This is a genomic window from Bacillus multifaciens, from assembly GCF_030756675.1.
GTDB lineage: Bacteria > Bacillota > Bacilli > Bacillales > Bacillaceae_G > Bacillus_A > Bacillus_A multifaciens.
The window spans coordinates 16,802-29,432 of record NZ_JAVBXD010000050.1 but is presented as its reverse complement, the minus strand read 5'-3'; the positions used below and the strand labels follow the sequence as shown (position 1 = coordinate 29,432).

10 protein-coding genes are annotated in these 12,631 nt (G+C 36.8%); 2 read left to right on the top strand and 8 right to left on the bottom strand.

Going from position 1 to position 12,631, the window contains the following annotated elements; genetic code table 11:
- Positions 1–180 precede the first annotated feature (180 nt).
- Positions 181–1,050: an SDR family oxidoreductase gene (locus Q9306_RS22090; RefSeq protein ID WP_306202381.1), complete on the bottom strand. Its 870-nt coding sequence runs from the start codon at positions 1,048–1,050 to the stop codon at positions 181–183.
- Positions 1,051–1,284: 234 nt separating this feature from the next.
- Between Q9306_RS22090 and Q9306_RS22085 the strand changes: the two genes are divergently transcribed.
- Complete coding sequence (locus tag Q9306_RS22085) at positions 1,285–2,586, top strand: NCS2 family permease (protein WP_306202379.1); 1,302 nt, start codon at positions 1,285–1,287, stop codon at positions 2,584–2,586.
- Positions 2,587–2,749: 163 nt separating this feature from the next.
- Here the strand turns inward: Q9306_RS22085 and Q9306_RS22080 are convergent, their stop codons facing one another.
- From Q9306_RS22080 to Q9306_RS22070, 3 genes are all read right to left on the bottom strand, one after another.
- Complete coding sequence (locus Q9306_RS22080; protein WP_306202377.1) at positions 2,750–3,538, bottom strand: helix-turn-helix domain-containing protein; 789 nt, start codon at positions 3,536–3,538, stop codon at positions 2,750–2,752.
- A 357-nt stretch (positions 3,539–3,895) separates the two neighbouring features.
- Positions 3,896–4,750, bottom strand: coding sequence for a patatin-like phospholipase family protein (locus Q9306_RS22075; RefSeq protein WP_306202375.1), 855 nt, complete (start codon positions 4,748–4,750; stop codon positions 3,896–3,898).
- A 405-nt stretch (positions 4,751–5,155) separates the two neighbouring features.
- The gene (locus tag Q9306_RS22070) at positions 5,156–5,587 is read right to left on the bottom strand and encodes a MarR family transcriptional regulator (RefSeq protein WP_306202386.1); all 432 of its coding nucleotides are present in this window, start codon (positions 5,585–5,587) and stop codon (positions 5,156–5,158) included.
- A gap of 197 nt (positions 5,588–5,784) precedes the next feature.
- On the opposite strand from Q9306_RS22070, the gene Q9306_RS22065 reads away from it, so the two are divergent.
- On the top strand, positions 5,785–6,972 hold the full coding sequence (locus Q9306_RS22065) for an MFS transporter (protein WP_306202373.1): 1,188 nt from the start codon (positions 5,785–5,787) through the stop codon (positions 6,970–6,972).
- 56 nt (positions 6,973–7,028) lie between these two features.
- Here Q9306_RS22065 and kdpDN read toward each other — a convergent pair whose 3' ends face one another.
- From kdpDN to kdpA, 4 genes are all read right to left on the bottom strand, one after another.
- Positions 7,029–8,174, bottom strand: a complete 1,146-nt coding sequence (kdpDN, locus tag Q9306_RS22060) for a KdpD-like non-kinase potassium sensor (protein ID WP_306202370.1) — start codon at positions 8,172–8,174, stop codon at positions 7,029–7,031.
- A gap of 66 nt (positions 8,175–8,240) precedes the next feature.
- On the bottom strand, positions 8,241–8,819 hold the full coding sequence (gene kdpC / locus Q9306_RS22055; protein WP_306202368.1) for a K(+)-transporting ATPase subunit C: 579 nt from the start codon (positions 8,817–8,819) through the stop codon (positions 8,241–8,243).
- Between the two features lie 18 nt (positions 8,820–8,837).
- A complete protein-coding gene (gene kdpB / locus Q9306_RS22050; RefSeq protein WP_306202366.1) occupies positions 8,838–10,937 on the bottom strand; it encodes a potassium-transporting ATPase subunit KdpB in 2,100 nt (699 codons plus the stop codon).
- A gap of 13 nt (positions 10,938–10,950) precedes the next feature.
- Complete coding sequence (gene kdpA / locus Q9306_RS22045) at positions 10,951–12,618, bottom strand: potassium-transporting ATPase subunit KdpA (protein ID WP_306202365.1); 1,668 nt, start codon at positions 12,616–12,618, stop codon at positions 10,951–10,953.
- Positions 12,619–12,631: the final 13 nt, after the last annotated feature.

Genomic DNA, 12,631 nt, shown 5'->3' with positions numbered 1-12,631 from the left:
CTCCTCTCATTTATAGGTTCTGGACAAACCTGAGAGTACTTTGTCTTATTTTTTTTGTCCAGAAAAATGCTTACACATACTTTTATACATCATCCATTTATCAGCGATATTTGTGATATATCGGCGCTTCGACACGATATAAAGACCCTCCGACACCGCCCGGCACGAAAACAATACTATCTAACCGTTAACAATCACGCCCCCATTAACGTGAAGGATTTGTCCAGAAACATAACTAGAATCATTTGAAGCTAAATATACATACGCCGGTGCTAATTCATACGGTTGTCCCGGCCGTTTCATCGGGACATTGCTGCCAAATTCAGATACTTTTTTCTCATCGAAACTTGATGGAATAAGCGGTGTCCAAATTGGACCTGGAGCAACGCCGTTAACACGAATACCTTTTGGAACTAGAGATTTTGCCAATGAACGTGTAAAGGAAACAATTGCCCCTTTTGTTGCCGAATAATCAATGAGCTGCTCATTTCCTTCATACGCCGTAATGGAAGTAGTGTTCACAATGACATCACCTTGTTTTAAATGAGCAAGTGCTGATTTTGTTATATAAAAATACGAGAAGATATTAATCCGAAACGTCTTTTCCAGCTGCTCTGCTGTAATCCATTCTAAACCTTGCTGCGGATATTGCTGCGCGGCATTATTCACAACAATATTTAAACCTCCCAATTGCGCGGCAGCCTCTGTTACAACTTGTTGGCAATGCTGCTCTTCACTTACATCTCCTGGAAATAAAAAACACTTTACGCCTTGCGCTTCGACCCAGCGCTTCGTTTCCTCCGCATCTTCATGTTCGTCTAAATATGCAATGGCTATATTTGCTCCCTCTTTTGCAAAAGCAATCGCTACCGCTCTCCCAATTCCGCTGTCTCCTCCTGTAATAAGTGCCGCTTTCCCTTGCAGTTTCCCGCTTCCTACATACTTCTCATCTATACATTTCGGGCGTGGATTCATGATTTTCTCAATTCCTGGCTGTTTCTCTTGATGTTGCGGGGGCAGTGTTTTCTTCGGTTGTTCTTGTTGTGTCATACTTTTAAAACCTCCTTATCCTATGTCTTTCTTATGATGTACGAAATCAAAAAATATACTTAATTCTTACAAAAAACGAAATATATACATAGAAAATGCGTTTAACATTCGAAATTTCTCCATAGAAAACCGAAAAAATGAATTTATTTCTCTAAAACTCTTGCCAAAAAACAAAATAACGAATATTATATATAACTGTTGTGATAATTATTCGTAAAAAGAAAGGATGTTTTTATGTTTAACCTTTCAAAACATCAAACTTCTATTAAAACTGAAATTATGGCTGGTATTATTACCTTCTTAACAATGGCATACATTATCGTCGTAAACCCAGTCATCCTTGGTGATGCAGGCGTTCCATTTGAACAAGCATTTACAGCAACAATCATCGCTGCTGTTGTCGGAACATTATGTATGGCATTCTTTGCAAATTTACCAATTGCAATTGCACCAGGTATGGGATTAAATGCTTACTTTGCTTACTCAGTTGTAAAAACTCATGAAGGCATGACATTCGCAATTGCTTTCTCTGCTGTATTCGTAGCAGGTATGATTTTAATTTTGCTATCATTAACTTCTTTCCGTACAAAATTAATGGAAGCTATTCCTGAAAACTTAAAACATGCCATTACAGCTGGTATCGGTTTATTTATCGCATTTATCGGCTTACGTCTAACAGGGATTGTTACGAAACATCCTTCAAATTTAGTTGGACTTGGAGATCTTCACTCTCCTCCTGTTTTACTTGCATTAGCTGGACTTGCGATTACGTTAGTACTGATGTCTTTAAACGTAAACGGTGCATTATTTATCGGTATGTTATTAACAGGAGTTATCGCTTACTTTACTGGACAATTAACGTTTTCAAACGGAGTTACCTCTCTGCCAGGTTTACCAGAAGGCGTAATTGTTTCTAATCCAATTACAGCAGTGTCTGATGTCATTCACTACGGATTATACGGCGTTGTTTTCTCGCTCTTCCTAGTAACATTATTCGATACAACAGGTACACTACTTGGAGTTGCACAGCAAGGCGGCCTAATGAAAGATGGCAAACTTCCAAATTCCGGACGTGCTCTTCTTTCTGATTCTATTTCAGCAACGATTGGTTCTATGTTCGGGACAACACCAACAACTGCTTATATTGAATCTGCGGCTGGTGTTGCGGCTGGTGGTCGTACAGGCTTAACAACATTAACTGTTGCGGCATTATTTGCAATAACTGCATTCTTCGGACCACTTGTCGGTGCAGTATCTGGCGTTTCGGCTATTACAGCTCCATCATTAATTATTGTTGGTAGCTTAATGATGGGCGCAGTTCGTCACATTGATTGGGATGCATTTGATGAAGCTTTCCCAGCATTTTTAGTCATTTTAAGCATGCCGCTTACATCAAGTATTGCAACAGGTATTGCGCTTGGCTTCATTTCATACCCGCTGATGAAAGTAGCAAAAGGACAATTCCGTGCGGTTCATCCGCTTGTATACGTGTTTAGTATTTTGTTTGCTTATCAGTTAGTATTCTTACCGCATTAATAAAAAAGCCTTGGTTCACAGAACTTGTGAACTAAGGCTTTTTCTAATATCTCTCATTCAATTGTAACTATACTTTCGAATGCAAAAAGAAGAAATAAGTATTACCATTCCTACACTAAAACCAATATAAAGTTTGATTACATTAACGCTTTTCAACCTTGCTTTAAAAATCATTCACCTTTTTTCTAACTTTTTTTCGTAGTTTAAAAACCAAGCGGTTACTATGTTCTTCATTTTCCACCAGAAGTTTATATGCTTCTAATATTGCTACTGTGCGAATGAAAATGTAGAGACCAACAGCCATTAAAGCCACACAAAACGGATAATACGGTACTAAAAATCCTGAAGTTATATTTTTTCTTTCTAACAAAAACGGTATTCCACCTGCTGTAATTGAACAAAATCCAACTATCATTACTGGAGCATACTTCTTCTTAATATTTTTATACCTCTCTGTCAATTCTTTTAGAAAGTTTTGATCAAATATTAATGCCTCTTTTTTTAGTATTTTATAACTATTATCTTCTATAGATACAGCTGCCATAATAGTTCCAATACCAAGGACAGCAATTATAATGATAAGGAATGTATAAATTGCTGGATCCTGTTTAAAAATCAAATATGGTATAGGAGATAAAGCAAATAGGCTTAACCCTAAAGCAATATATTTAGAGATTTTTTGTTCATACAATAAATACCCTTCTGCCATTTCTCTACTTACATAATATCCTTGTTCATTTTCATGGCTTTGTTCAACAGTATCTTTTAACAAATAGTCAACAGATACCCCAAAAATATTTCCGATCATTAGAAGTTTTTCAGTTTCAGGAAACCCTTGACCGTTTTCCCATTTACTAACAGCTTGCCTTGTGGTGTTTAATTTTTCAGCTAAAGCCTCTTGAGAAAGTCCCTTTTCTTTTCTTAACTTAAAAAGCTTCTCACCAAACGCCATATATGTGCCCCCCTTTGTTTTGACAACTAAATTGTACTTAAACATCGCTCTCAACTCTATCTTCTAATGAATGCATTTTGTCAACTTGCGGTTGCAACTATGTTATTTAGTGTATTTTATATATAATTTACCTGCCTAGCCTATATTTTGAACTCACAGGGAGATTAAAATTTCCTAATACTATAAACCGATACTTATAATAACCTTTCATCATAAATCAACCAGAGAAGTAGAAATCCCCCTCAAAAAAATAAGCATTTCCATATATCCAGTATGTCTAAGTACTCCGTACCGTCAATCCATATTTTACCACATAATATATTTACTATAAATAAAAAAACCTCTACTCAGAGGTTTTTAACTTCGCAAAAATGCCTGCAAATCTGCAAATTGTCTCTCGGCATCTCGAAATCCTTGATCATACAAGCGCTGTAATTTTTCCGGATTCTTCTCCATACGATCCACTTGTAATTGTTCTGTCGGCCGAATCACAAATATATTTCCAGCCGCTTCTTCGTTTTCAATATAATGAAGGGTCTCATTATACACTTCGTAACGAGTTAGCATTGCGTCTACTAATTTAGGATATTTTTTATATGCTTTCCCTGCAATCCATCCAAATTTTGATTTCTTCTTCGCATACCCTTTATTCCTCGTCAAAATAACAACGGATCTTCGGTAACCATCTTCCTGTGCTTTTCGAACAGGAATCGGATCTGAAATGCCGCCATCCAATAACTTTCTCCCACCAAATTCTACGACAGGTGCAACAAAAGGCAATGAGCTTGATGCCTGTAATACTGTTAATGCCTCTTCTTGTGAATGGCCTTTTTCAAAATAGACAGGTTGTCCCGTTTCACAATCCGTTGTTCCGACAAGAAATTGCTGCTCCGTATTGAAATACGTTTCAAAATCAAATGGTACATGCTGCATCGGAATTTCACGAAAAATAAAATCCATATCAAAGAGCTGACGCTTTTTCCAAAAATTTTTATACGATAAATATCTCGGATGTGTCACATATTCAATGTTTACTGTCTTATTTCTTTCTTTTTGTCTCGAAAGATACGACGCTGCATTACACGCACCTGCTGATACACCAACCACATATGGAAAATGCAAATCGTTCTCCATAAAATATTCTAATACACCAGCTGTATATACGCCGCGCATACCGCCGCCTTCTAATACTAAACCCGTATTTTCAAGCATGGCTCTCTCTCCTCGTTTTATATATAATTTATAATAATTCACATTGTTAAATATCTCTTCCTATTATATAAAAAACGATTAGAAAACCATACTCAGACGACTCAGCTGAAAGGAAATATTTCTATGCTGGCAATGTGGTAATATATCTAATTAACTTTTTTAAGGTTCTTAGATATAAAATATAAAATCAAATTAATTGAAACTAACATTACATCAATACAAATTACCGCTACATCATTTTTTATTAAAGAATTCGTCACAACCAATATTAATAGGCTAAGTCCTGCGATCAACGATACGTTATTTTTTATCATTATGAACATGAAAAGCACCTTCCCTCTTAACCACATTATACCATTTTCAAAAGAAGTATTTCCCCAGCTTCCCTACCGCTGAAACTTTCCGCTATCTCCCTTTAGTTCCGATATGCTCCGTTACATCCGCTATGAACTGCTGAATAACCACCAGCTCCTCTTTTGTATATTTGTCTAAAAACGATAACCATGCTTCTTCAGCTTTGTTATGTAACGTTTCATGAGCATGATATATTTCTCTTCCTTTGTCTGTTAAACGGAAAAATATTTCTTTTTGGTTGTTCAACATTTTCATCTTTTCAACAAAATTCTTATTAAATAACTTTGTACAAATTTTAGAAATGGCCCCTTTTGTCATCCCCATACGTTCAGTAATTGCTGTTACATTCATCAAACCTTGTTGCCCTATACAAGCAATCACATGTAATTCCGATAATGAGATATCACTTATCCCAATTTCACTTAAAAACTGTTCATGTACTTCTTTCATGTACTCTTCTTTCTTATGAATAAGTGCTTGCATATCGACTAATATTTCTTTTTGTTGCGCTGTGCGGTTCAATTTGTTCCCCTCCAAACACAAATTACGTTTCCCTAGAAACAATTATACTTTATAGCATTCCATATTTAAAATATAATTCATACCATCTATTTACAAAAAAGAAAATCATGTTAAAATTATTTTAGTTTCCAAGGAAACTAAAATAAGGAGGGTTATTTATGACAACTACAACAAACCGAACACCTATTTTCTATGTCATTTGTATTAGCGCTTTATTAAGCTCACTAGCCCAAAATATGTATACTCCTATCTTGCCAATGATTCAGGAGTCATTTCATACATCATTATATTTAGTCAATCTTACTGTTTCCGTTTTTACTTTTGTACTTGCGATTATGCAAATTGTATACGGTCCACTTATTGATATAAAAGGAAGAAAATACATTCTCATTCCAGGTCTATTAATGGGTTTCATAGGCTCAATAGGTTGTATGTTTTCACCAAACATTTATATATTTCTTATTTTCAGAGCCATGCAAGCTTTTGGAACAGCAGCTATCCCAGTTGTTTCAGCTACTATCATTGGAGATTTATACGAAGGAAATGAGCGCGGCAAAGCAATGAGCATCTACCAAACGCTTTTAGCACTAGCACCTGCTATCGGTCCTTTAATGGGAGGCTATTTAGGAAATAGAAATGGGCACGTTTCGATCTTTCTCTTTTTAGCGGCGATTAGTATCATTTTATTACTTATAAACATTGTTTTACTTCCAGAAACAAAACCAGTTTCTTCTATAAAACAACAAGGAGCGAAACACTACTTTCGCGTTTTACAAAATAAGATTGGTTTTACCATTGTCATCATTGGCTTTATGCAATTTTATCTTTATTTTTGCTTCCTTGTCTTTTTACCATCCATGTTAAAAACTATATTTCATCTTCATCCAGATACAATTGGGCTACTCTTTGTTCCCATGTCATTATGTATGATGTTAGGCAGTTATTGTTATAAAATGTTGCAAAAGAAAATCCAGACAAAGCATGCTTTACTCTTTACAAGTTTCTTTCATATTGCATGTATCTTATTATTTTCTATTACTTATAACATGAATATCCCTATCCTTATCATCGGTACTTCTTTATACGGATTCAGCATGGGATTATCAATGCCAACACATACAACATTACTAACAGAAGAATTTGTGAATGAACGCGCAACTGCTATTGGTATCTATAACTTTATTCGTTACTTCGGAATGGGAGTAGGTCCACTCCTTGGCAGTTTTCTATTATTTGATCAAAATTACTTTTGGATTTTCTTTTCGGGATCCGTTGTTTCCCTGCTATTTCTCTTATATGCAATGAAGAATGGCATCCATTCTCATACAAAAAAAGAAGCAATCTAGAATTTAGTAGACATGAAAAAGAATCTCTAAAAACCCATTTTAGAGATTCTCTTTCCCTATCCTCTTTGATCCGCCACAATATGAATATCAATGTTCTTCGTCTGTCTCATAATCTCATTTACAATGGAACCTTTGCGAATTTCTTCCCATCTCGTTCTTGCTGATTGTCCAAGCAAAACTTGGGTGACTTGTCGTTCTTTTGCCACTTTAATAATGACATCCGCTGGTTTACTACCTTTTGCTTCTTCTAATAAAAAGGTTGCATCAAATTGATTCGTTAATGCTTTCCATTCTTCAATAACTTGTTTTTTTGCTTCTGATATAGATTCAATCGTTTCTCTTTCTACATTTAATACATACAATTCTGCATTTAAACGGTTTGCCATGCGCCACCCGCGGCGAATGAGCTTTTCTGCCGTAGAACTGTACTGCACGCACACAAGAATTTTTTCTTTCACTCCGATTGGTTCCTCAGTAAATTGACTAATTTTCTCGTCCATATCATCTGCAACTTCTCGAAGTGATAATTCGCGGAGCGCTCCTAAATTATTTAATGTAAAAAAATGATTTAAGCTCCGCTGAATTTTTTCTTCCTTATATATTTTCCCATCCATTAATCGTTTTCGCAGTACTTCTGGCGTAACATCCACAAGCTGGATTTCATTGGCCTTTTGTAAAATGAAATCAGGAACGCGCTCTCTTACTTTAACTCCTGTAATTTGTTCGACAATGTCGTGAACACTTTCCAAATGTTGAATATTAAATGCAGATAAAACATCAATGCCCGCATCCAATAATTCTTCCACATCTTGATAGCGTTTTTTATGTTTCGAACCAGGGATATTCGTATGGGCTAACTCATCTACAATTACAACTTGTGGTGCCCGTTTTATAATTGCTTCGACATTCAGTTCCGAAAACACTTTCCCTTTGTAAGGAATCTCTTGTAACGGAACAGCTTCTAACTCAGCAATCGCCTCTTCTGTTTCTTTTCGGCCGTGCGTTTCGATGAGACCAATTACAACATCAATGCCTTCTTTTCGCATCTCTCTTGCATCAAAAAGCATTTTATAACTTTTCCCAACTCCAGGAGCTGCTCCGACATAAAGCTTTAACTTCCCTCTGTTTTGTTGACGAATGTATTCTAAATATTCTTCTGGCGTTCGCCTTTGAAACGTTGGCTTATAGTCATCTGCATACATTACAAGTTCCCCCATCCTACCAAACAATGCTACCCCAATCCCTTAGATTGAGGTAGCATTGTTATTTTATTTCATCATTTTTTGTAATTCTATATTTAACTTCAACACATTGACGCGATCTTCCCCAAATAACCCAAGTGCTTGCCCTTCTGTTTGTGATTCAATCAGCTTATTCATTTTTTCTTTCGGAATATTCGTGATTTTAGAGATGCGATCTACTTGTACGTAAGCCGCTTGTGGACTAATGTCTGGATCTAAGCCTGAACCTGAATTCGTTACTAAATCCATCGGAACTTCCGTAACAGGAACTGTATTCTCCTTCTTCCAATTGTCCACACTCTCTTCTACACGTTTTACTAAATCTGGATTAGATGGTGCATAGTTATTAGATCCTGATGCTTCTGCTTTATATTCTATACTAGAGACACGTCCATGAAAATAACGTGGGTCTGTAAAATTTTGACCAATTAATTTCGAACCAATGACTTCATTTTTGTCATTATAGATAAGGCTTCCATCTGCATTATCTTTCATAAATGCTTGGGCAACTCCTGTAACTAAAAGTGGATAGATGAGCCCGCATATCACAAGAAATGTAAAGGTTACACGAATGACAGGTGAAAGTATCTTTTGTTTTTCAAACATTTTCATTTCCCCTTTTCTTTAAATGAACAATCCGACAAACATGTCAATCAGCTTAATACCGACGAACGGAACAATCACTCCACCAAGTCCATAAATAAATAGGTTACGTCCTAACAATGCATTCGAACTCATCGGTTTATAAGCAATCCCTTTCATTGCTAGCGGAATAAGCATCGGGATAATAATCGCATTAAAGATAAGCGCTGATAGTATCGCTGACAACGGTGAATGCAATCCCATAATATTCAGAGCTTCCATTTGCGGAATTGCCAACGTAAACATCGCTGGGATAATTGCAAAGTATTTCGCAATATCATTTGCGATACTAAATGTTGTTAATGCGCCGCGCGTCATTAATAGCTGCTTACCAATTCCTACAACCTCAATAATTTTCGTTGGGTTTGAATCTAAGTCAATCATATTTGCTGCTTCTTTCGCTGCTGCTGTACCACTATTCATCGCTAGACCAACATCGGCCTGCGCTAAAGCTGGTGCATCATTTGTACCATCGCCAGTCATCGCAACAAGCTTTCCTTTGTCTTGCTCTGCTTTAATAACTGCAATTTTGTCTTCTGGTTTACATTCTGCAACAAATTCATCTACACCAGCTTCTTTCGCAATGGTTGCGGCAGTAAGCGGGTTATCACCTGTACACATTACTGTTTTAATCCCCATTTGACGAAGCTGTTCAAATCGTTCGCGCATACCTGGTTTTACAGTATCTTTTAAATAAATTAATCCGTAAATACGATCGTTAGCTGCAACTGCAAGCGGTGTACCTCCTTCTTTTGCAATTAAATCCGCTTTTTGATTTAAGTCTTTCGGAACTGTACCGCCTTGCGATTGTACCCATTCAATAACAGCACCAACCGCACCTTTTCGTACTTTTGTTCCATCTACTAAGTCAACACCGCTCATACGTGTCTCAGCTTTAAATGGAACAAACTCACCTTGCTCAGCAAGTGTACCGTTATAAGGAAATGCTTTAGATTGTACGTATTCAATAACCGAACGTCCTTCTGGTGTCTCATCTAACACAGAGCTAAGCGCAGCCCATTTTGCAACTTGTTCAATTGTTTCATTTCCTACTGGTAAAAGTGTATGTGCCATGCGATTACCGAATGTAATTGTACCTGTTTTATCTAAAATAATGGTGTTAATATCACCAGCTGCTTCCACTGCTTTACCACTCATTGCTAACACGTTAAACTTCGTTACACGGTCCATACCGGCAATCCCAATTGCAGATAACAAACCACCAATTGTTGTTGGAATTAAACAAACAAGAAGTGCAACGAGTATAGATGTATCAATTTGAAAACCAAGATACTTCGTAAAGATTGGCAATGTCACAACAACGATTAAGAAAATAAGTGTTAAACTCATCAATACCGTATTAAGAGCAATTTCATTTGGTGTTTTTTGACGAGATGCCCCTTCTACTAACGAAATCATTTTATCTAAGAAAGATTCACCAGGATTACTCGTAATTTGAATTGTAATTTCATCACTAACAACCATTGTGCCGCCGGTAACGGAGCAAAAATCACCGCCAGCTTCTTTCATAACTGGTGCAGATTCCCCAGTAATTGCTGATTCATCAACAGATGCTAAACCGCGAATGACTTCCCCGTCACTAGGGATCATTTCACCTTGTTTTACAAGAACAACATCACCCTTTTTCAGTTCAGTTGCTGAAACTCTAACAACACTTCCATTTTCTTTTACGACATTTGCAAATACATCTTTTTTCGATTGTTTTAACGAATCAGCTTGTGCTTTCCCGCGTCCTTCTGCTAATGCTTCTGCAAAATTAGCAAACAAAACAGTGAATAAGAGAATAAGAGAAACCGTTATATTGAACCACCCTGGGATACTACTAGATCCATTAGGTAGAAATGATAAAATTAGCGTTAAGAAAAATCCAATTTCCACCACAAACATAATCGGATTTTTCACCATTACTCGTGGATTCAATTTCGCAAAAGCTTCTTTTATCGCATTTGTAATAATGTCACGATCCATCGTTTTTGCTTGTCTTACTTCATTTTCGATTTCCGTTTTTGGTGATACAATCGATTGATTCGGTTGTTTATCTTTTACCACTACAGGTTTCATCATGTACCCTCCATTACTTCAATGTAAGAAATTCCGCAATTGGTCCTAACACTAACATTGGGAAGAACGTTAATGCGCCTACAATTACAATTGTTCCTATGAAAATACCGCCAAATAAACCGTTATCTGTTCGGAATGTTCCGATTGTTTCTGGTACTACCGTTTTCTCTTTTAATGAAGCCGCTACAGCGAGCATTGTAATTAAGCTGAAGTAACGCCCTAAGAACATCACGATACCAGTTGTAATATTCCAAAACGCCGTATTGTCTCCTAACCCTTCAAAACCGGAACCGTTATTCGCTGCCGAAGAAGTATATTCATATACAACTTGTGTCAAACCGTGAAAACCGGAGTTTGAAATAGCATCTGTTCCAAGATGAGTCGAAAGAGCTAATGCTGAAAACCCTAAAATCAGTAAAGGATGAAATAGTATTGTTACCGCAATTAATTTCATTTCCTTTCCTTCAATCTTCTTCCCTAAAAATTCTGGTGTACGTCCCACCATTAATCCCGATATAAAGACCGCGATAATCGCGTACATAATAATATTGATAAATCCTGCACCGACCCCGCCATATACTGTATTTAACATCATATTTACAAGTGGTACGAGTCCACCGATTGGTGTCAACGTATCATGCATTGTATCAACAGCACCTGTTTCCGCTGCAGTTGTTACTGTTGCATATAGTGACGAAAATACGGTTCCAAATCGAACTTCTTTTCCTTCTAAGCTGCCTTGAGTATGCTGCATTCCCATTTCATTTAACGCTGGGTTTCCATGTAACTCTGACGTTACAATTGTTGTAAATCCCATTAAAAATACGATGAATAAAGAAACGAAAAGAACGCGTCCTTGTTTTTTATTCCCTACCATTCTTCCGTATGTGAATGGCAGAGCTGTTGGTAACAGCATCATAAGCATCATTTGTAAAATGTTACTGATTTGACCTGGGTTTTCAAATGGATGCGTTGAGTTTGCCCCGAAAAATCCTCCGCCGTTGTTCCCTAATTCCTTAATAGAAACGAAAGAAGCAACCGGACCACGTAATATATTTTGTTTCACACCTTCAATTGTATGAGCTGTAACCGCCCCTTCTAACGTTTGCGGTACACCAAGCGCAACGAAGATCAACGCTGCTATAAATGCAATTGGAAGAAAAACTCTTGTTAAAGCACGTGTAAAATCTACGAAGAAATTTCCAAGTTCTTTCCCTGCTAAACCTCTTATAAAAGCCATTACAATCGCTAATGTTGTTGCTGGTGCTGTAAACATTAAAAACGTAATTCCAATTAATTGTGATAAGTACGATACACCATTTTCACCGCTGTAATGCTGTAAATTTGTATCTGCCATAAAACTAATTGCTGTATTAAAAGCGAGTGTAGGTTCCATCCCCTCAACATGAGCTGGATTTAATGGCAATACACCTTGCAGGCGAAGTATAAAATAGACAACAACAATCATAAATCCGTTAAGCGCAACTAATGATAATGCGTATTGCTTCCAACTCTGGTTATAAGGTTTCACACCGGAAATTTTAAAAATAATATTTTCAAAAGGCCCGAACACTTTATCCAATTTGCTATTCCCTTGAAACGCCTTCTCTAAATAAATCCCCGTTGGCTTTGCAACAAGAACAAATAATAACATTGTGACCAAAACAGCAATCCAAATCATAATAAACCTTTCC

What these genes read in the sequence shown, in the direction of transcription:
- Q9306_RS22090 (WP_306202381.1), bottom strand. Translation starts at nt 1,050, where the DNA reads ATGACACAACAAGAACAACCGAAGAAAACACTGCCCCCGCAACATCAA.
- Q9306_RS22065 (WP_306202373.1), top strand. Translation starts at nt 5,785, where the DNA reads ATGACAACTACAACAAACCGAACACCTATTTTCTATGTCATTTGTATT.
- kdpDN (WP_306202370.1), bottom strand. Translation starts at nt 8,174, where the DNA reads ATGTATGCAGATGACTATAAGCCAACGTTTCAAAGGCGAACGCCAGAA.
- kdpA (WP_306202365.1), bottom strand. Translation starts at nt 12,618, where the DNA reads ATGATTTGGATTGCTGTTTTGGTCACAATGTTATTATTTGTTCTTGTT.
- Q9306_RS22085 (WP_306202379.1), top strand. Translation starts at nt 1,285, where the DNA reads ATGTTTAACCTTTCAAAACATCAAACTTCTATTAAAACTGAAATTATG.
- Q9306_RS22080 (WP_306202377.1), bottom strand. Translation starts at nt 3,538, where the DNA reads ATGGCGTTTGGTGAGAAGCTTTTTAAGTTAAGAAAAGAAAAGGGACTT.
- kdpB (WP_306202366.1), bottom strand. Translation starts at nt 10,937, where the DNA reads ATGAAACCTGTAGTGGTAAAAGATAAACAACCGAATCAATCGATTGTA.
- Q9306_RS22075 (WP_306202375.1), bottom strand. Translation starts at nt 4,750, where the DNA reads ATGCTTGAAAATACGGGTTTAGTATTAGAAGGCGGCGGTATGCGCGGC.
- Q9306_RS22070 (WP_306202386.1), bottom strand. Translation starts at nt 5,587, where the DNA reads ATGCAAGCACTTATTCATAAGAAAGAAGAGTACATGAAAGAAGTACAT.
- kdpC (WP_306202368.1), bottom strand. Translation starts at nt 8,819, where the DNA reads ATGTTTGAAAAACAAAAGATACTTTCACCTGTCATTCGTGTAACCTTT.